Annotated in this window: 20 protein-coding genes; 11 read left to right on the plus strand and 9 right to left on the minus strand. The window is 47.7% G+C overall.

Annotated features, from left to right (window positions below):
* Positions 1–34 precede the first annotated feature (34 nt).
* Genes rseP through gloA form a run of 9 tightly spaced genes read left to right on the plus strand, consistent with a single transcriptional unit; the run spans position 35 to position 8,670 of the window.
* Positions 35–1,162, plus strand: a complete 1,128-nt coding sequence (gene rseP, locus Q397_RS0106045) for an RIP metalloprotease RseP (protein ID WP_028878640.1) — start codon at positions 35–37, stop codon at positions 1,160–1,162.
* A 26-nt stretch (positions 1,163–1,188) separates the two neighbouring features.
* Complete coding sequence (gene bamA / locus Q397_RS0106050) at positions 1,189–3,468, plus strand: outer membrane protein assembly factor BamA (protein WP_240475034.1); 2,280 nt, start codon at positions 1,189–1,191, stop codon at positions 3,466–3,468.
* Positions 3,469–3,476: 8 nt separating this feature from the next.
* The gene (locus Q397_RS23910; protein ID WP_051609768.1) at positions 3,477–4,025 is read left to right on the plus strand and encodes an OmpH/Skp family outer membrane protein; all 549 of its coding nucleotides are present in this window, start codon (positions 3,477–3,479) and stop codon (positions 4,023–4,025) included.
* 4 nt (positions 4,026–4,029) lie between these two features.
* Positions 4,030–5,043 carry a UDP-3-O-(3-hydroxymyristoyl)glucosamine N-acyltransferase gene (gene lpxD, locus Q397_RS0106060; protein ID WP_028878642.1) on the plus strand — a complete coding sequence of 338 codons (1,014 nt, stop codon included), beginning with the start codon at positions 4,030–4,032 and terminating at the stop codon, positions 5,041–5,043.
* An 11-nt stretch (positions 5,044–5,054) separates the two neighbouring features.
* Complete coding sequence (gene fabZ, locus Q397_RS0106065; protein ID WP_028878643.1) at positions 5,055–5,510, plus strand: 3-hydroxyacyl-ACP dehydratase FabZ; 456 nt, start codon at positions 5,055–5,057, stop codon at positions 5,508–5,510.
* On the plus strand, positions 5,510–6,295 hold the full coding sequence (gene lpxA, locus Q397_RS0106070) for an acyl-ACP--UDP-N-acetylglucosamine O-acyltransferase (protein WP_028878644.1): 786 nt from the start codon (positions 5,510–5,512) through the stop codon (positions 6,293–6,295). Before fabZ ends, lpxA begins: the two co-directional genes overlap by 1 nt.
* Before the next feature lies 1 nt (position 6,296).
* Positions 6,297–7,112: an LpxI family protein gene (locus Q397_RS0106075; protein WP_028878645.1), complete on the plus strand. Its 816-nt coding sequence runs from the start codon at positions 6,297–6,299 to the stop codon at positions 7,110–7,112.
* A complete protein-coding gene (lpxB, locus tag Q397_RS0106080; RefSeq protein ID WP_028878646.1) occupies positions 7,109–8,266 on the plus strand; it encodes a lipid-A-disaccharide synthase in 1,158 nt (385 codons plus the stop codon). The genes Q397_RS0106075 and lpxB overlap by 4 nt, the downstream gene beginning before the upstream one ends.
* A gap of 2 nt (positions 8,267–8,268) precedes the next feature.
* Positions 8,269–8,670, plus strand: coding sequence for a lactoylglutathione lyase (gene gloA, locus Q397_RS0106085; RefSeq protein WP_028878647.1), 402 nt, complete (start codon positions 8,269–8,271; stop codon positions 8,668–8,670).
* Here the strand turns inward: gloA and Q397_RS0106090 are convergent.
* Entirely contained in the window at positions 8,663–9,556 is an 894-nt protein-coding gene (locus Q397_RS0106090) for a LysR family transcriptional regulator ArgP (RefSeq protein WP_028878648.1), read from the minus strand. The two genes, gloA and Q397_RS0106090, sit on opposite strands and share 8 nt — an antisense overlap.
* Positions 9,557–9,660: 104 nt before the next feature.
* Between Q397_RS0106090 and Q397_RS0106095 the strand changes: the two genes are divergently transcribed.
* Positions 9,661–10,269, plus strand: coding sequence for a LysE/ArgO family amino acid transporter (locus Q397_RS0106095; RefSeq protein WP_028878649.1), 609 nt, complete (start codon positions 9,661–9,663; stop codon positions 10,267–10,269).
* Between the two features lie 58 nt (positions 10,270–10,327).
* Here Q397_RS0106095 and gltA read toward each other — a convergent pair whose 3' ends face one another.
* The gene (gltA, locus tag Q397_RS0106100) at positions 10,328–11,626 is read right to left on the minus strand and encodes a citrate synthase (RefSeq protein ID WP_028878650.1); all 1,299 of its coding nucleotides are present in this window, start codon (positions 11,624–11,626) and stop codon (positions 10,328–10,330) included.
* Between the two features lie 112 nt (positions 11,627–11,738).
* Positions 11,739–13,151, minus strand: a complete 1,413-nt coding sequence (gene gltX / locus Q397_RS0106105; RefSeq protein WP_028878651.1) for a glutamate--tRNA ligase — start codon at positions 13,149–13,151, stop codon at positions 11,739–11,741.
* An 82-nt stretch (positions 13,152–13,233) separates the two neighbouring features.
* On the opposite strand from gltX, the gene Q397_RS0106110 reads away from it, so the two are divergent.
* A complete protein-coding gene (locus Q397_RS0106110) occupies positions 13,234–15,306 on the plus strand; it encodes a ComEC/Rec2 family competence protein (protein WP_084148962.1) in 2,073 nt (690 codons plus the stop codon).
* A 2-nt stretch (positions 15,307–15,308) separates the two neighbouring features.
* Here the strand turns inward: Q397_RS0106110 and lexA are convergent, their stop codons facing one another.
* The 6 genes from lexA to Q397_RS0106140 form a co-directional block, all read right to left on the minus strand.
* Positions 15,309–16,034 (minus strand): transcriptional repressor LexA, encoded by a 726-nt coding sequence (gene lexA / locus Q397_RS0106115; RefSeq protein WP_028878653.1) that lies wholly within the window; start codon positions 16,032–16,034, stop codon positions 15,309–15,311.
* A gap of 86 nt (positions 16,035–16,120) precedes the next feature.
* On the minus strand, positions 16,121–17,341 hold the full coding sequence (locus Q397_RS0106120) for a molybdopterin molybdotransferase MoeA (RefSeq protein ID WP_028878654.1): 1,221 nt from the start codon (positions 17,339–17,341) through the stop codon (positions 16,121–16,123).
* Positions 17,338–17,817, minus strand: a complete 480-nt coding sequence (moaC, locus tag Q397_RS0106125) for a cyclic pyranopterin monophosphate synthase MoaC (RefSeq protein ID WP_028878655.1) — start codon at positions 17,815–17,817, stop codon at positions 17,338–17,340. The genes Q397_RS0106120 and moaC overlap by 4 nt, the downstream gene beginning before the upstream one ends.
* Before the next feature lie 23 nt (positions 17,818–17,840).
* The gene (gene trpC / locus Q397_RS0106130) at positions 17,841–18,632 is read right to left on the minus strand and encodes an indole-3-glycerol phosphate synthase TrpC (RefSeq protein ID WP_028878656.1); all 792 of its coding nucleotides are present in this window, start codon (positions 18,630–18,632) and stop codon (positions 17,841–17,843) included.
* 5 nt (positions 18,633–18,637) lie between these two features.
* Positions 18,638–19,657: an anthranilate phosphoribosyltransferase gene (gene trpD, locus Q397_RS0106135; RefSeq protein ID WP_028878657.1), complete on the minus strand. Its 1,020-nt coding sequence runs from the start codon at positions 19,655–19,657 to the stop codon at positions 18,638–18,640.
* A gap of 11 nt (positions 19,658–19,668) precedes the next feature.
* Positions 19,669–20,241 carry an anthranilate synthase component II gene (locus Q397_RS0106140; RefSeq protein WP_028878658.1) on the minus strand — a complete coding sequence of 191 codons (573 nt, stop codon included), beginning with the start codon at positions 20,239–20,241 and terminating at the stop codon, positions 19,669–19,671.
* Positions 20,242–20,299: the final 58 nt, after the last annotated feature.

Genomic DNA, 20,299 nt, shown 5'->3' on the forward strand with positions numbered 1-20,299 from the left:
TTACCAAAACTTTAAACTCTATTGGTTCTCATTTATGTACGATCTGCTTTTTGCCAATCCTGTTGTCGCATTCATCTTTGCACTTAGTGTTTTGGTCTTTTTTCACGAACTGGGTCACTATTGGGTTGCCCGTCGCAGCGGCGTAAAAGTCGAAGTTTTTTCTATCGGGTTCGGACCTGAACTTTTCGGCTGGAATGACAAAGCAGAAACACGCTGGAAAGTGTGCCTTTTGCCTTTTGGCGGATACGTAAAAATGTTTGGCGACGCTGATGCCGCTAGCTCAGGTCTTGATGAAGGTACGCGCCCGTTTACTGATGAAGAAAAGGCAGTCTCTTTTCACTATAAATCGTTAAAAGCTCGCTCCGCCATTGTTGCTGCTGGACCTATTGCCAATTTCATTCTCGCTGCAGTTCTGTTCGCCTTACTTTATATGGCTGTCGGCGTACCTGAAAAATTCTACGCAGGCATTGGCGATGTGGTAACAGAAAGTGCCGCAGAACAAGCAGGGCTGCAAAAAGGTGACCGGATTCTGTCGCTAAACGGTGAAACAGTCGAAACATTTGATCAACTGCGTGAAATTGTTTTGGTAAACCCCGCCCGAGAACTACAGGCTACTGTTTTACGAGACGGTTCTGAAATTAGCCTCGCAATCACACCACATGCCAAGGAAGCCGGGGATAAGACAGTTGGTGTTCTGGGCGTACGACCAGACCCGGACCAAGCCGAATATGTAACATACAACCCGGCACTCGCACTATGGATGGGCGTAGAAAGAACGTATCAACTTTCTGCACAGATCCTCTCTCACTTAGGCACACTTGTTACTGGCGGTGGGAGCGTTAAAGATCTTGGTGGACCTCTTCGCATTGCCCAAGTTTCTGGAGATGCTGCTAAATCCGGCTTTGATAATCTGATTTATTTGATGGCGGTACTTTCTGTTAACCTTGGTTTGATAAACTTGTTCCCAATTCCGATGCTAGACGGCGGACACTTGGTTTTCTATGCTATAGAAGCCATTCGCGGAAAACCTTTAAGTGAAAAAGCACAAGAATATGGTTTCCGTTTGGGGTTAACTCTGGTATTGGGTTTAATGGTCTTTGCAACATGGAACGACCTTGTCCAGTTGAAAGTATTCGATTTTGTTACGCAGCTCTTCACCTGAGCTAAAACCAATTACGGGGGAATAGGGTGAACAAACGTCAACGCCTCGCATCAATCGGAGCAGCATTTGCTCTTGGTGTAACAACAACAATGACAAGTACCGCAGCGTTGAGCGCCGGACTTATTGAGCAGATTACGATTGTCGGATCTCAACGAGTCGAGCCTGAAACGATCAGAACCTATCTGACTTTTCAGGAAGGAGACGAATTTAGTTCTCGACAGGTTAACCGTTCCCTGAAGAAACTCTTCTCAACAGGCCTATTTGCCGATGTTACCTTCAAACAAGAAGGGGGTAATCTCGTTGTAAATGTTGTTGAAAACCCCGTTATCAACCGTATCGCTTTCGAAGGGAACAGAAAGCTTGATGATGAAACGCTGGAAGCAGAAGTCACGCTGCGCCCACGTGTCATCTATACTCGTACTCGTGTGCAGCAAGATGTGGAGCGTATTTTAACGCTGTATCGACGTAGTGGTCGTTTTGCTGCCACAGTGGAACCAAAAGTCATTCAACTTGACCAAAACCGCGTTGACCTCGCATTTGAGATTAAAGAGGGCTCCCAAACTGGTGTTGAAAAAATTCGTTTTGTCGGTAACCGGGAATATAGCGACGGCAAGTTAAGTGAGATCGTGCGTACTCGCGAGACGCGCTGGTACAATATCCTCACTGCTGATGACAACTATGACCCTGATCGTTTGAACTACGACAAAGAACTCTTGCGTCGTTTTTATCTTTCACGAGGCTATGCCGATTTCAAAGTGACATCTGCTGTCGCAGAACTCAGCCCATCTCGTGAAGAGTTTTTCATTACGTATACAATTGATGAAGGGCCCCGTTACGAAATTCGTAATATCGCCCTCAATAACTCATTACGTGGCTTACAAGAAGAAAGTTTGGACGGCATCGTTACCCTAGAACAAGGGGATTGGTATAATGCAGATGAAGTTGATGAGTCTATTGAAGATCTCGTTGACAATATCGGCTATCAAGGGTTCCCGTTCGTGCGTATCGAACCGCAAATCGAACGTGACACAGCAGAACAAAAGATCGATCTGACATTCAATATTGAAGAAGGTCCGCGCGTCTTTGTCGAGCGTATCAATATTAACGGGAACTTCCGTACGCTTGATAGAGTTATACGACGCGAATTCCAACTCGTTGAAGGTGACGCGCTGAACGCTGCCAAGTTGAAACGCAGTAAAAAACGCATCAATGACCTCAACTTCTTTGAAAAAGTTGAAATTAATCAAGTTGCGGGTAGTGCGCCAGACCAAACAGTCATTGACGTCTCCGTTGCTGAGAAATCCACCGGCTCCCTATCTGTTGGTGCAGGCTACTCCTCTACATCTGGTGCAATCGGTGAATTTGGTATTTCCGAATCGAACCTGTTAGGTAAAGGCCAAAAGCTAGGTTTTAAAGCCAGTATCGCTGCAGAAAAAACAAAATTCGATGTCAGCTTTACCGAACCCTACTTCCTTGATCGGGAGCTGGCTGCCGGCTTTGATGTATATAAGGTCACTCAGGACCTGCAGGATACCAGCTCTTACGATATCTCACGAGTAGGGATGGTTCTTCGAGCAAGTTATCCATTCTCCGACAATATGACACAATCTTGGAACTATAAACTCGACCAGACCACAGTTGAGAATGTTCAGTCAAACGCCTCCACGCTTATTCAAGAGCAAAAAGGTGAAGAAATCACTTCATCTATTACGCATAGTCTGGTCTATGACAAACGGGATAGTCAGCTGATGCCAACTGAGGGTTATCGACTCGGCGTTTCAAACACTTTGGCTGGCCTTGGCGGGACCGTCGCTTATTTGCAAAACCAAGTAAACGGCGCTTATTATTATCCTCTTGATGATCAATGGGTTCTAAGTGCTAAAGGCCGGTTAGGGCATATCATTGGCCTTGGCGAAGATGTCAAAATGCAAAACCGATTCTTCTTGGGCGGTGACAACCTTAGAGGTTTTGAATCCAGCGGTATAGGTCCACGTGATAAACTCACATCTGACGCTTTAGGGGGGGAGTATGTGATGAACGCGACAGTCGATATGCGTTTCCCATTAGGCCTTCCAAACGAATATCAAATTTCCGGTGTCCTCTTCTCTGATGTAGGGACTGTGACAGAAGTAAATCCGAGTAACTCGAATGTCCAAGACGCGAGCTCTATCCGAACTTCTGTTGGCTTTGGCATTTCTTGGATTTCCCCCATGGGTCCGATCGGACTTGATTGGGCGATCCCTCTTATGAAAGAGGATTACGATAAAACCGAATATTTCCGCTTTTCTTTAGGCACAAGCTTCTAGGACAAATTATGCGCTTAAAACGAATTTTACCAACAATCGGTGTCGCTGTTTCACTGTTTTTTGCATCCGCACAAACCTCGCAGGCACAGGATGTTCCTTTAAATATCGCTGTTGTAGACTTCCAAAAAGTCATGACTGTTGCCGCAGCTGCAAAAAACGTGCGCGAACAAGTAAAAGCTATCCGAGAGAAGTACCGCGCTGAAGTTCAAAAGGAAGAAGGTGAGCTGCTCCAAGCAAATCAATCTCTTGCACAAAAACAATCCCTGTTGGCACCGGAAGCTTTTAAAGAAGAGCGTCGTAAATTCGAACAAAAAGTCCGTAACGTGCAAAAGAAAGTTCAGGAAAAGAACCTGAACCTTCAAAAAGCACAGAACGAAGCTCAGAAGAAAATTAACGACAATCTGCGTGAAATCATTTTGAAGATTTCTGCGGAGAAAAACTACACGTTGGTTCTACGTCGTGAAAACACAGTCATTGTCGCCGACAAATTTGATATTTCAGACGAAGTTATTCAACGCCTGAACACCCAACTTCCAACGATCAAGGTCTTTAATTAAGGTCATGGCGGACACTCGTTTTTTTACATGTAAAGGACCCTTTACAGCGGAAAAATTAGCTGAAGTCGCTCAGGCTGACTTGCATGGTTCGCCGGAATCCCTGTATTCTGATGTTGCATCCGTTGATAAAGCCCGCCAATCTGACGTCACTTTTCTAGATAACCGAAAATATCTGGAAAGCTTCAAAGTAAGTGAAGCAGGTTTATGCGTCGTTCACCCGGATCTTGCAAGGCTTGCCCCAGAAGGAATGGCATTGTTGGTGACGCCACAGCCCTACATGGCCTACGCGCGAATTGCTAACCTGTTCTACCCGAATGAAAAGGTAGAAGGCTACATTTCTAAAAATGCATATGTAGACGACACAGCGGAAGTTGACGAAACGGCTAGGGTTGAACCCGGCGCATATATTGGCGCAAATGTGAAGATAGGTGCCAGATCTTGGATCAAACCTAATGCCGTACTGCATGACGGTGTCGTTATTGGTAACGATTGCGTCATTGCAGCCAATGTCACGATCTCACACAGTTTGATTGGAAATGCTGTTACCATTCATGCTGGCGTGCAAATTGGTCAGGACGGTTTTGGTTTTGCCAGCAGTATGGAAGGCCATTTACGTATTCCACAATTAGGTCGCGTCATTATTCACGATCATGTAAATATCGGTGCGAACTCCACAATCGACCGTGGCGCGGGACCTGATACAATTATTGGTGCTGGTACCCAGATCGATAACTTAGTTCAAATCGGGCATAATGTGGAACTCGGGTTCGGTTGTGTTCTGGTTTCGCAATCAGGTATTTCCGGTAGTACAAAACTTGGTAATTTCTGCGTATGTGGGGGACAAGCGGGGCTTGCCGGTCACCTAAAAGTTGGTGATGGTGTAACCATTGCGGCAAAATCAGGTGTGATGAAGAACGTCCCCGCGGGTCAAACAATTGGCGGGTTTCCAGCTATTCCTCAAAAAGATTGGCTTAAAAAACAAGCCGTCATCAATAAAATTATAAAAGAACGAAAGTAAAGGGCAAAAACATGTCTGAACAAGAAGTGACTTCTGTAGATATCATTCGGATCATGGAGATGATCCCACATCGTTATCCTTTTCTTCTAGTCGACCGCGTTGAAGATATCGTTGTCGGGGAAAGTGCCACAGGTATCAAAAACGTCACAATTAACGAGCCTTTCTTCCAAGGTCATTTCCCCTCAAAGCCCGTTATGCCGGGCGTGCTGATTGTTGAAGCCATGGCGCAAACGGCTGCTGTACTTGTGGTGCAAACAGAAGGCGAGGAAATTGAAGGCAAGCTGGTTTACTTTATGTCTATCGAAGGCTGCCGTTTCCGCAAACCAGTTGGCCCTGGCGATACCTTGAACATCAAAGTACAGAAAGAGCGTCAACGCGGCAACATCTGGAAATTCAAGGGTGAAGCCTATTGTGGTGACTCCCTGATGTCCGAAGCTGTCATCACTGCAATGATTGTGAAAGAATAATGGCTGAAATCCATCCCAGTGCGCTTGTTGATCCCAAAGCTGAATTAGCCGACAGCGTGAAAGTTGGCCCATTTTGCATTGTTGGCCCCAACGTTAAATTGGGTGAAAATGTCGAGCTCCTCTCGCACGTTGTTGTAGAAGGATGGACCACCATCGGGAACAACAATAAAATCTTCCCATTTGCTTCCGTTGGCCATTGTCCTCAGGATTTAAAGTACAATGGCGAACAATCCCGTCTTGAAATTGGGGAAAACAACACCATCCGTGAACATGTAACCATCAATCCGGGTACAGAAGGCGGTGGCATGTTGACTAAAATCGGCAACAACTGCTTGATTATGGTCGGGGCTCATGTTGGGCATGATTGCCAAATTGGCAACAATGTTATTCTAGTCAATAATGCCACACTTGCTGGACATGTGACTATTGAAGACTGGGCAATTATCGGTGGCTTGTCTGCGGTTCACCAGTTCTGCCGAATTGGAAAGCACGCCATGATCGGTGGAATGTCAGGCATTGAAAATGATGTCATTCCTTACGGGTCTGTCACGGGTAATCGCGCACGATTGGCTGGCCTAAACATCGTCGGTCTTAAACGTCGAAGCTTTGACAGAGAAGTCATTCATTCCATGCGTACGGCCTACCGTCTACTCTTCGCACAAGAAGGAACGATGGCAGAACGTGTGGAAGATGTTCAGAAAATGTTTAACAACGTTGAACCTGTCATGGAAATTGTCAAATTTATTCGCCAAGAATCATCAAGGGGCGTGTGTACGCCAAAATAACATGGCTGAAAAAATCGGACTTCTGGCTGGACGTGGCGATCTTCCGAAACGCATTATCGATAAATGCGTGAAAGAGGGTCGCCCTTTTCATATTATAGCCTTTAAAGATCAAACAGATCCGGCCCTCGTCAAAGGCCACCCACATGATTGGGTAAGGCTGGGGGCTGCGGGAAAAACCATTTCCCTTCTGAAAGAACAAAATGCAACAACCTTGTTAATGGCAGGGCAAATAAAACGTCCCTCCATGCTGTCAATTCGCCCTGATGCTTGGGGGCTTAAATTCTTAGCGAAAACAGGGGCAGGGGCCTTTGGTGACGACGGGTTACTCTCGCGAATTGTCACAGCGTTGGAAACTGAAGGTTTTAAAGTTATCGGCGCTCATGAAATTCTTGATGACCTATTGGCCCCGAAGGGCATACTCGGTGACGTGCATCCAGACCTGCAGGCGCAGAAAGACATCGAAAAAGGGATCAAGCTCGCACACGAGATCGGTGCGCTGGATATCGGGCAAGGTGTCGTGGTCCAAGATGGTCTCGTCCTCGCTGTCGAGGCGATTGAAGGTACAGACCAAATGCTTGCACGTTGCAAAGATATTGCCAGAGAAGGGCTTGGTGGGGTTTTGGTAAAGGCAAAAAAGCCGGAACAGGAAAAACGGGCAGATCTGCCTACCATCGGGATTAAGACCGTTCAAAACGCCAAAGAGGCGGGTTTACGCGGGATTGCAGTGGAAGCCAATGGAACCATTATTGTTGATCGAGACGCTGTTATTGCCGAAGCGAATAAACTCGGCCTTTTCGTTGTAGGCATCACACCATGACAAAAAAAAGAATTTACTTGATTGCGGGGGAACCGTCCGGTGACTTGCTTGGGGCGCGTCTCATGCGCGGCCTAAAAGAGCAAACAAACAACAATATCGAATTCTTCGGCATTGGTGGTCCGAATATGGAAGCAGAGGGAATGACCAGCCTGTTCCCGATGAAAGAACTCAGCATCATGGGTTTAGCGGAGATCATCCCCCATATCCCGAAAATACTCAAACGGATCAAGCAAACGATCCAAAATATCGAAACCCTAAAACCGGATTGCTTGGTGACCATTGATGCGCCCGGCTTTACCTTTCGTGTTGCAAAGAAACTGAAGGGGAAGGGCATTCCTCTGTGCCACTATGTCGCCCCCTCCGTTTGGGCCTGGAAGCCTAAACGTGCAAAAAAGGTCGCACAATTTCTCGATCACCTGATGGTGCTGCTCCCATTTGAGCCCCCCTATTTTGAAAGGGAAGGTCTGGCAACAACATTTGTCGGTCATAGCGTCATTGAAAGTGAAGTTGAACAAGCCGATGGCGATGCCTTTAGAGCCCGTCACGGCATCCCGCAAGATGTGCCTCTCCTTTGCCTTCTCCCTGGTAGTCGTCAAAGCGAGACTTCACAACTACTGCCGGTCTTTGAAGATGCTTTGGCCCTGATCCGCAAACAAGTACCTAACCTGCGGATTGTCTTGCCGACCGTCTCCACCGTTGCAACAATCGTGAAAGAAACCACGGCAGGCTGGAACATTCCTGTCCTAATCGTGGAGGGGAACGACGAAAAATTCGGTACCTTTAAAGCAGCGAATGTTGCGCTAGCCGCATCGGGCACTGTCAGTCTAGAACTTGCCCTAGCACAGACACCGACCGTCATTACATATCGTATGAAGAAAATAACCCATTGGCTTGCGAAGCGGCTGATTAAGGTTAAATACGCTAGTATCGTTAACTTGCTACATGATCGCGAAGTCATGCCTGAGCTTCTTCAGGATGACTGCACTCCCGAAAATATAGCGACTGAGGTGATTGGACTTCTCAAAAAAGACCGTCTGAACAGCGCGCAACAAGCTGACCTTGAAAGTGCTATGGTCATGTTAGGGAAGGGGGAAGCTGACCTACCTAGCAAACGCGCTGCCAAATGCGTACTGTCCCTCATTACAAAGGAATAACAATGTCACAATTTCGTTTTCTCCACACTATGATCCGTGTTTTTGATCTGGAAAAATCCATTTCCTTTTACACAGAAATCCTCGGTATGAAAGTTTTGCGTCGCACAGATTATCCAGACGGCAAGTTCACCAACGTATTTGTTGGCTATGGTGACGAAAACGCCAACACTGTCGTCGAACTAACATACAACTGGGACCCGGAAACACCTTATACACACGGCAGTGGTTTTGGTCATTTGGCCTTGGGTGTGCCGGATATCTACAAGACGTGTGATGAACTGCGTGCCGCTGGCGCTGCCATCTGTCGCGAGCCGGGCCCCATGAAGCACGGCACAACCGTCATTGCCTTTATTGAAGACCCTGACGGCTATAAAATCGAGCTTATTGAAGAAAAAACTATTTAGTTTGAACCAGTTCCATCTGCGCAATTGCTCTTGTCATTTCGACAACAGATTTAAGGATGGTACTGTCAATATTATGCGAATGGAGATAAAGAGGTCGAATGATCTCTTTATCACATATTTTGACCAACTCCCCATCTTCCAAATATGGTCTGACTTGGTTTTCTGGGACAAGGGCGTAGGCCATCCCCGTTCTCGCTACATTAACAAATCCCTCAGAAGAGGGGACCACATGGCAGGGGAATTCACCCGCTGAAATTCTATAGTGCTGTTTTAAAAATTGCTGATGCAGATCATCATCTCTCCCAAAAATCACCGCCGGCGCTTTCTTGAGTGCGGAAGGTGAAACGCCATCCGGGAAATAGCGGGAAATGAAATCAAGACGCGCAACCGGCACATATCTCATAGCCCCAAGCTTCGACACTTTACAGCCTTGAATGCGCTTGTCCTGCGTACTAATTGCGGCCATTACAGTACCCTGTTTCAACAGATCTAGCGTCTTTGTTTCATCCGCCGTAGAAATATCAACAAGCATATTATAATCTAAAAAGAGCACCTCAGCGACACGCACAAACCATGTTGCCAAACTATCAGCATTTACAGCCAAGGCCACCCGTCTAAAGCGATCCCCTTGCTCATCAGGTAGATCGTTCAGAATTTCCTGTTCCAACATATTTACATGCTGAAAGTGTCGGTATAGCCGGGTCCCCGCGTCCGTTGCCCGAATGGGCTTGGACCGGACCACAAGCGGCTGGGCCACGCGCTCTTCTAGCAGTTTGATCCGTTGAGAAACAGCTGACTGGGTCATCCCCAATTCCAAGGCCGCTTTTTCGAACGACCCCAAACGAATGACTGCGGACACCGCTTCAACTAATTTGTAATCCAGCATGTATTAGAAACCCTTATTTGTCTTTAGAACTATTCAGTTCCCTTTATGAAAAATCTTTAGCATAATCCGCCAACTTTGCCAGTTAATTTTAAGGAATAAAAAGAATGAGCGCTTTCCTGAGTGGAATGGGTATTGGGGCGGGACTGATCATTGCCATCGGTGCCCAAAACGCCTTTGTCCTCGCCCAAGGTTTACGTAAACACCACCATATCAGCGTTGCATTGGTCTGCGCCCTATGTGATGCGATCTTCATCACCATAGGTGTTGCTGGGTTAGGAGCCTTAGTTTCCGAAAACCCTTTATGGTCCAGTATTATGGCATGGGGCGGCGCTGGATTTCTATTCTGGTATGGTTTTTCTAGCTTTCGGGCTCTATTTTCAGACCACAGCCTGAAGCACGAAAAGGCCAAAAACAGAGGCTTGAAAGAAGTCTTGATGATTACCTTGGCGCTTACCCTGCTTAACCCGCACGTCTATTTAGATACGATCGTTTTACTAGGTGGCATTGCAGCCCAATACTCAGACGAACAGCGTCCTTTCTTCGGCATGGGCGCAATTTTATCTAGTTTCTTGTGGTTTACGACCATTTCTGTCGGGGCTGCATGGCTATCACCGTACCTTGCACGCCCCGTCACTTGGAAAATCCTCGACTTTCTGACGGGGGTTGTCATGTGGGTTGTTGCGGCAAGTCTGCTCATCAACTTATATAACTGAACAAAAAAAAGCCGCCTGATATATTCAGGCGGCTTTATCGATCAAAGATCTTTAGATCTTAACGCTCGTGGATCGGAACAAAGTCGCGATCTACTTCACCTGTGTAAAGCTGACGCGGACGACCGATACGCTGGCTCGGGTCTTCGATCATTTCGTTCCACTGTGCAATCCAGCCTGTTGTACGGGCCAATGCAAACAGTACTGTGAACATAGAGGTCGGAATACCCATCGCTTTCAGGATGATGCCTGAATAGAAGTCAACGTTCGGGTAAAGTTTCTTCTCGATGAAGTACTCGTCTTCCAAAGCGATTTTCTCAAGTTGCATTGCAATGTCAAGAAGCGGCTCGTCTTTAATACCCAACTCACCCAAAACTTCATGACACGTCTTCGCCATGATTTTAGCGCGCGGATCGAAGTTTTTGTAAACACGGTGACCAAAGCCCATCAGACGGAACGGATCGTTCTTGTCTTTCGCTTTCGCAACGAATTCACCAACACGATCAGGTGAGCCAATTTCTTGCAGCATGTTCAATACGGCTTCGTTCGCACCACCATGCGCCGGGCCCCACAGGGAAGCAATACCAGCGGCGATACAAGCAAACGGGTTAGCCCCAGAAGAACCAGCCAAACGCACTGTAGATGTAGACGCGTTCTGTTCGTGGTCAGCGTGCAAGATCAAAATACGGTCCATCGCTTTAGCAAGGATCGGGTTGACCTTGTAATCTTCACACGGCACAGCAAACATCATATGCAGGAAGTTTTCAGCATAACGCAGGTCGTTGCGCGGGTACATAAACGGCTGACCTACGGAATATTTGTACGCCCAAGCTGCCAAAGTCGGCATTTTAGCGATCAAACGATAAGACGCAACCATGCGCTGGTGCGGATCGTTGATATCCAAAGAGTCATGGTAGAAAGCAGACAAAGCACCTGTCACACCACAGAGGATCGCCATCGGGTGCGCATCGCGGCGGAAGCCAGCGAAGAATTTGTGCAGTTGCTCATGCACCATCGTGTGCATGGTGATGTCATTTTCGAATTTCGCTTTCTCAGCCATATTCGGCAGTTCGCCTTTAAGCAGGAGATAAGCAACTTCCATAAAGTCACAGTTATCTGCCAGGTCTTCGATGGAATATCCGCGGTGTTGCAAAATACCTTTATCCCCATCAATGAAAGAGATTTTGGATTCACAGGAACCGGTGGACGTGTAGCCAGGATCAAACGTGAAGTGATCTGTTTCAGCGTAAAATTTACGCACGTCAACAACGTTTGGACCTACAGCAGCGTCCAGAACAGGTAATTCATAAGTCTTCCCAGACTGATTGTCTGTAAGCGTAAAGGACTTCTTAGAACTCATAGAGACATCCCCTTAAAGATACGCACCACACTGAATTGCATGATGCAAGGTGAACTGACATAACATTTTTATTCTTTGTGCAGACAATACTGCTTGTTAGTCAAAAAAACAATTATTCTCCTTGATTGGCGGGACCTGTTGACAACCTTTTCGTGGTTTCCTCACGACCGATAACAGCCATGACTTCGAACACGGAAGGTGAAACAGTCGATCCCGTTAATGCCACGCGAATGGGCTGGGCGATTTTACCCAATCCAACTTCTTCGCTTTCTGCGAGTTGTTTCGCTGCATTTTCAAGGTTTTCCTGCGTCCAATCAGACACAGTTTCAAGGCTTGCAACAAACTTAGAAAGAAGTTCCTTTGCATCACCTTTATTAATAAGCTTCAAAGCCTTGTCGTCATACGTAAAGGGCAGGGCGCGCAGATAGAATCCTGCACTCGCTGCCAGTTCCAACAAGGTCTTTGCGCGATCTTTTAAGCCCGGCATACCGGCAACAAGCCAATCTACACCGTCTTTATTCATGCTTTCGCCCAACTCATTTTCAATCAACGGCAAAACCAGATCAGCAAGACGCTGGTTGTCAGCTTGGCGAATATATTCAAAATTCAAAGCGGTTAACTTTGCCGTATCGAAACGCGCTGGTGAGCGGCCGATACCTTCTAGGTTAAACCATTCAATGGCCTTCTCTGTCGGGATAAACTCATCATCCCCATGGCCCCAGCCCAGACGCAACAGGTAGTTTCGCATCGCTTCCGGCAAGAAACCATCCTCGCGATAGCTATCAGCCGCAAGAGCACCATGACGCTTAGACAGTTTTTTACCGTCCGAGCCATGAATCAACGGAATATGGGCAAACTGCGGCGTTTCCCATCCCATCGCATCATAAATCACTTTCTGACGAAACGCGTTGGTCAAATGGTCATCCCCACGAATAGCATGGGTTACCCCCATATCATGGTCATCAACCACAACAGCCAACATATAAGTCGGCGTGCCATCACCGCGCATCAACACCATATCATCGATTTTATCGTTCGATACGGTCACTTCACCCTGAACGGCATCACAAATAACCGTTTCGCCTTCCAGCGGGGCTTTCAAGCGAATAACAGGCTTTACATCGCTGGGGGGCGTAGCATCACTATCGCGCCATCGGCGATCATAGGCAACCGTGCGACCCTCTGCACGTGCTTTCTCGCGCATTTCGGTTAATTCTTCCGGTGTGCAATAACAGTAATAGGCTTTGCCTTCATCCAAAAGTTGTTTTGCAACTTCAGCATGACGCGCAACACGGCTAAACTGAGAAACAGCTTCGCCATCCCAGTCCAAACCAAGCCAGTTCAACCCATCGTAGATTTTTTGAACAGCATCGTCCGTAGAACGTTCGCGGTCTGTATCTTCAATTCTAAGAAGAAACTTGCCACCATGGTGGCGCGCAAAAAGCCAGTTAAACAAAGCGGTACGAGCCCCACCAATGTGGAGATAACCGGTTGGAGAAGGTGCGAAACGTGTAACGACAGTCATAGAGCCATAATCTTAGTTAGTTATTTAGTTGGCGGTTGTGTACCATATAAAAAAGCAAAGTGCATTAGTTGGTTTATAAAAAATGTTGCAAAAAAAACGACATAATTACCTAACTCTTTATAAGAGAAGGATTTTTGACGATTTTGCAGCGCAAGAAAAAGATCATATTTTCCTCCTAATTCCCATACTACTTGCCATCGGTATAGGCCTGTATTTTGGTATGACCAATGAAACACCGCTTTGGGTCGCCTTAACTGGAGCAGTTATAAGTGGTCTGACCACATATTATTTACGCGAATATTACATAGCCTTTTTAAGTACTTTATCAATTGCCATAGTATTAACCGGTTTTAGTTCGGCGCAAATTCGCACGCACTATCTAGATACCAACTTCCTGCCATATAGCTTTGGCCCCACAGGAATTCAAGGTCGAATCGCAAGTGTTACGCCTTCTCAAAAAGGCTACAAAATCATCCTCGAAGACTTACAAATATCTAGACTACGGGCAGATCATATCCCGACACGGGTTCGATTACATGCCAACTCGTTAAAAACGCAAATAAAGCCCGGTCAATGGATAGAAACACGTGCGATGTTGAAACCACCACCACAACCGGCGAGCCCCCTGTCTTTTGACTTTCAACGCCATGCCTATTTTCAAGGGATCGGCGCCATCGGCTTTACCTATGGCCAAATCAAGGTTCTTTCAGAAGAGACAAGTCCATTTTCATTCTTTGAAAACCTGCGTCATGTCATTCAGGAAAAGATCACGCACATTTTCCCCAATACAAACGATGCAGACAAAAAAGCGCTCGCGATTGCACTGCTGAGTGGAAACAAGCAACTGATTAACGAGGAAACCCACGAGGCCGTCCGCGCAGCCGGACTTGCGCACCTTCTTGCGATTTCTGGCCTGCATATTGGTCTGGTTTCAGCCATCTTCTTTTTTGGGCTACGCTCCCTGCTTGCTCTCATCCCGTCAGTTTCGCTAAACTACCCCGTAAAAAAATGGGCCGCTTTTCTTGCCATTGCAGCCGCGCTCTGCTTCACTTTGACAACTGGGGCAAGCACCCCAACTGTACGCGCCTTTCTCATGACATCCATTGTCCTTCTTGGTGTCATACTGGATCGCAAAGCCATTTCCTTACGGACTGTTGCATGGGCAGCAATCGCCATCCTCATACTCCTGCCAGAAAGCCTGCTCAGCCCAAGCTTTCAGCTTTCCTTTGCAGCAGTCACCGCGCTTGTGGCCTATTACGAGAAACGCAGCCCTGATCTCTCAAGCCCCTCATACATTCGATACGTCAAAAGTATTTTCACATCCAGTTTAATTGCAACCGCAGCCACCACGCCCTTTGCCGCCTATCATTTTAACCACATTGCCTTATACGGTGTCGCTTCAAACCTAGTTGCCATCCCCATTACGGTCTTTTGGATCATGCCATCAGGATTACTCGCACTCTGCCTCATGCCATTTGGCCTTGAAGGGGTGGCGCTGCACATTATGGGGTGGGGGATAGAGCTCTTGGTTTCGGTTGCATACCAGACGGCAAATGTACCGTTTTCCCAAATTGCCACCCCTTCAATGGGGGTGCCTGCAATCATCGCCCTGACCATCGCGGGGCTCATGATTTGTCTAATGACCAAAATCTATCGAAAAACTGGTGTCGCTCTCATCGGCGTAGGATTTTTACTCGCAAGCCTTAATCCACTCCCCGATATCGTCATCAACGAAACGGGCAAATTAAGCGCTATAAAAGACCAAGAGGGGAACTCCTACGTCTCCAACCTACGACATGCAAGCTTCACCCGTGAAAACTGGCTGCAAAACTGGGGACTGGAAAACCACAAACCCGTCTCCTTTCAAAAGAAACTACCATGTGATCAAACAGGATGCCAGTTTCAGCACAAAAACGGCACATGGGTCAGCTTCAATGAACAAGCAATCGCCCTCGAAGAAGATTGCCAGAAGGCGGATATCCTAATCACACAATGGGATAGCCCCATGATCTGTGACAACCCAAAACATATCATCGATAAAAAAGCGTTCAAACGCAGCGGTGCCCATGCGATCTACTTAGGCAACGGAAAAATCGAAATCGAAACCGTCCGCGATAATCGTGGTCTTCGCCCATGGACGCAGTACGGTCGTTAGACCTAATATTTGCGGATCAAGCCCACTAAACGCCCTTGGATCTTAACCCGCTCCGGCGGGAAAATGCGAGTTTCATAAGCACTATTAGCAGGTTCCAACGCAATAGAGCCCCCTTTACGACGTAGCTTTTTAAGGGTTGCTTCTTCCTGATCCACCAGCGCAACGATGATCGCGCCATTTTCTGCCGTGGTACAGCGCTGAATGATAACCGTATCACCATCATTGATACCCGCTTCGATCATGGAGTCTCCCTCAACCTCCAACGCATAATGTTCTCCAAGCCCCAAGATACTTGCAGGGACATCAACGCTGGCGGAATGGTCACTGAGCGCCGCAATTGGCGTACCAGCCGCAATGCGCCCAAACATCGGAAGTTCCACCGCTTCGGAGTCTGGTAAAACATCTGTATTGCTGTTCCCACGGGACTTTTTGCGCCCTACTTGCGGCATGTCATTGTCAAAGTCTGTCGGCTTATTGTTTTCTGAGCGCAGCGGCGTTTCCAACTGATCCTTGTTTTCCGGCACCCGCAAAACTTCAACAGCACGCGCCCGATGAGGAAGGCGTCGGATAAAACCACGTTCTTCCAACCCTGTGATCAGACGATGAATACCGGACTTTGATTTCAAGTCCAGCGCCTCTTTCATTTCATCATAAGAAGGGGAAACACCTGTTTCTCTTAATCGTTTTTCAAGAAACAAAAGCAGGTCATACTGTTTTTTGGTCAGCATGTTCACACCCTCCAAAGATTAGAACAAAAGTAAAACACTACCGATGTTCTACTTTAGTTCCGAACCTTGGTCAAGCACAAAGCGTCTTAGACGCTCACCATCGCGTCTTTCAGGTAAATTGCCTGCGTTTTCTCGCCTGCAGACAGGGCTGGTGCATTCACCGGACGAATAATGAAACCTTCACAATGTGCAAGGTTAGCCAACATAGAGCTATCTTGTTTATTGTATGGCGTTGCCACAAGGTTACCATCTGGATCTTGCGAGAAAACAGCACGCATATATTCCTGACGAACACCATTTTCCGGCACAGCGGCCCCTAGGATGACCTGAACGGGTTTATCCTGTTCAAACGCGCCGCCTTGCATTTTACGTAAAGCCGGACGCAAAAACAAAAAGGCCGTCACATAGGACGATACAGGATTACCCGGTAAACCCATCGCCGGTTTATTACCAATATGCCCAAACATAAAGGGCTTCCCCGGTTTCATGGCGATACGCCAAAAATCAATATCCAGCCCTTCTTCCCCCAGAACTTTGCGAACCAGGTCATATTCCCCAACAGAAACCCCGCCAGAGGTTACCAGCAAATCCGCACAGTCCAAGCCGCTCAAGGTCTCGCGCAACGATTCTTCTGTATCCCCCGCAATCCCCAAGTTAACCGCAATCCCGCCCATCGCTTGGACGAGAGCGGCAACCATTAGGCTGTTTGAACTGATAATCTGGCTTTCACGCACCGCTTCCCCCGGCATGACCAGCTCATCACCTGTTGCCAAAATCGCAACGCGCGGACGGCGAAAGACTTTTACCCACGGTACGTTCATGGCGCAGAGCAAGCCTACATCGCGGGCCGAAAGCACACGGCCTTTATGAAGAAGGATATCCCCTTCAGAAAAATCCAGTCCGGCTTTACGAACGAACTTCCCCTCAAAAGCAACTTCTTTCATGGTGATCTGATCACCGAAGACATCTGTATCTTCTTGTATAATGACAGCATCCGCACCCGCGGGGAGGGGGGCACCTGTAAAGATGCGAACGCATTCCCCATCAGCCAATGTTCCGTCATAGGGACCACCGGCTTGCGATTCACCGACGCGGGTTAAGGTAACGGGTTGGGACAAAACGTCTTGTGCGCGTACCGCGTATCCATCCATCGAAGAAACGGGCGCGGGCGGCTGCGTTAAACGGGCAGCGACATTTTCTGCCAACACACGCCCCAGACAGTCCGCGACACTTACCTGTTCAGCACTTAAGACTGAAATACCTTTTTCGACGTTCGCAAACGCCTCTTCCAGAGGGAGTAAACTCATGGCGTTACAAACGTCCCTGACTTGCCACCTTCTTTAAGGGTTAGCCGTACATCCGTAATCGTCATCCCTTTATCAATGGCCTTGCACATATCGTAGACAGTCAACGCCGCAACGGTCACAGCCGTCAGTGCTTCCATTTCAACACCTGTGCGGCCTTTAAGCTTGCACGTTCCGACAACATCAACGGCATTCCGATCAGGATCACAGCTCAGCTCAACTTTCACCGACGTCAGGGCGAGGGGATGACAAAGCGGGATCAAGTCCGCCGTCTTTTTCGCCCCCATAATCCCTGCCAACTGAGCGACAGAAAGGACATCACCTTTTTTCAGCGTTCCCGCCATAATGCGGTTTAAGGTTTCTTCCTGCATGATCACACTGGCTTTTGCCGTCGCCGTACGTTCCGTAATATCTTTATCGGACACATCAACCATGACAGCGTTACCGTCTTTATCGATATGCGTAAACTGATCACCCATGAAAACAATACCTTCCTGTTTCTTTACTTGGTCAACAAAGCACGTGTTGCCGCCTCGACATCATCTTGACGCATCAATGATTCCCCAACCAAGAAGCAGTTTGCATTGACTTTGGACATGCGCGCCAAGTCATCCGGCGTAAATATACCACTTTCACACACAAGCAATTTACCTTCCGGCACCATACCGGACAATCGCTCTGTCGTTGTCAGGCTGATTTCCATGGTCTTGAGGTTACGGTTATTGATGCCGATCAGATCGGACTTCAGCTTCAAGGCCCGTTCCATCTCGTCTTCGTCATGGACCTCAATCAGGCAATCCATACCATAGGACAAAGCAGCGTCCTCAATCTCGCTAGCTTGCGCATCATCAAGTGCCGCCATAATAATCAGAATACAATCCGCACCCAACGCCCTTGCTTCCGTCACCTGATAGGTATCCACCATAAAATCTTTACGTAAAGCCGGCAAAGATACCGCACCGCGGGCCAGCACCAGATATTCATCCGCCCCTTGGAAATACGGCTGATCTGTCAAAACAGACATACAGGCCGCGCCCCCCGCTTCATAAGATTTAGCGATTGAAACCGGACCAAAGTCGGCCCGAATTAACCCTTTGGAGGGAGACGCTTTCTTGACTTCTGCAATCAAACCGTACTGGCCGGCATCCACCTTTGTCTGCAACGCATTTTTAAAACCACGTACGGGAGAGGCTTGTTTAGCCGTCACTTCCAAAATGCTAAGGTCTTTACGTTTCTTGCAATGGGCCACATATTCACGTTTATCATCACAAATCTTTGCCAGAATATCGCTCATCTGCCTCAGGCTCCGTTGGTAATTTCGACAAGTTTGGCAAGGGCCGCTTTCGCTTTGCCATTATCAATCGCTTGCGCTGCCATTTGCATACCGTCTTCCAGTGTCTCAACCTTATCCGCAACAATTAAGGACGCTGCCGCGTTTAACAGGACAACATCACGATAAGGCCCAACTTCACCATCCAGCAAGCGCTTAATGGCAGCTGCATTGTAAGCCCCGTCGCCGCCGATCAAATCTGCTAATTCAACTGTTTTTAGACCCAGATCCAAAGGATTGACTTCAAACTCACGTACAGCACCGTTTTGATATTCCGCCACATAAGAAACGCCGGTCGTCGTCAGTTCATCCATGCCGTCACTACCATGCACAACCCAGACTTTATCACTCCCAAGACGCCCGAGAACTTCTGCAAGTGGACGTACCCAGTGCTTATCAAAAACACCCGTCATTTGACGTTTCACACCGGCCGGATTTGAGATTGGTCCCAACAGATTAAAAATCGTACGGATCCCCATATCAGCACGCGGTCCAGCAACATGCTTCATCGCAGAATGATAAAGCGGTGCCATCAAAAAGCCGATCCCGGCCTCCTTGATTGATTGCTCCACCTCTGCAACCTCCGCCATCAGGTTCACCCCAAGGCAAGAGAGCACATCCGAAGCCCCCGACTTGGAAGACACCGCCTTGCTACCATGTTTTGCAACGCTAACCCCGCAACCCGCGACCACCAAAGCTGTGGCGGTTGAAATATTCAAGGTGTTTCTAGAATCACCGCCCGTGCCGACAATATCAATTGCACCAGCCGGAGCCTGAACTTTTTTCATCTTCTCGCGCATGGTCTGGGCACCAGCAGTAATTTCATCCACTGTTTCCCCCCGCAGGCGCAAGCCCATCATAAAGGCGCCAATCTGCACAGGTGTCGCATTGCCCGACATAATACAGTCAAAAGCGACTTTAGCATCGCCTTGTTCCAGACCTTTTCCTTCACCGACTTTGCCGATGATTTGCTTCATTGCTTCGCTCATTGGGATTATCCTTATTTTCTTGCCAGCGTCAGGAAATTTTCCAGCATCTTGTGCCCGTGTTCGGAGGCGATACTCTCTGGGTGGAACTGCACACCGTGGATCGGTAACTCTTTATGCTGAACCCCCATGATAACACCATCTTCTGTCTGAGAAGTCACTTCCAAACAATCCGGCAATGTCTCCGGCGCGATGGTCAAAGAATGATACCGCGTCACAGATACAGGGGAGGGGATATCCTGAAAGATGCCCTTATTGGTATGGGTGATCGGGCACACTTTGCCATGCATTGGCTCCGGCGCTCTCACAATCTTTGCCCCAAACGCCTGACCGATTGATTGGTGCCCCAGACACACCCCAAAAATAGGGTACTGCCCGCTGGCCTTTTCAATCAGATCAAGACAAATCCCTGCCTGATCAGGATCACAGGGACCGGGGGACAAAATTATACCTTCCGGCTTTAAAGCGAGCGCTTCTTCAACCGTTAACGCATCGTTACGATAAACTTCTATGTCTGCGCCAAGCTCACCAAAATAATGAACCAGGTTGTAAGTGAAGCTATCATAATTATCAATTAATAAAAACATATCAGTACTTTACGAGTTACTTTAAAAGTAAAAAATTAACAGCCTCACAGAAGAAAAA

Origin of the sequence: Terasakiella pusilla DSM 6293, from assembly GCF_000688235.1 — a bacterium.
Lineage (GTDB): Bacteria > Pseudomonadota > Alphaproteobacteria > Rhodospirillales > Terasakiellaceae > Terasakiella > Terasakiella pusilla.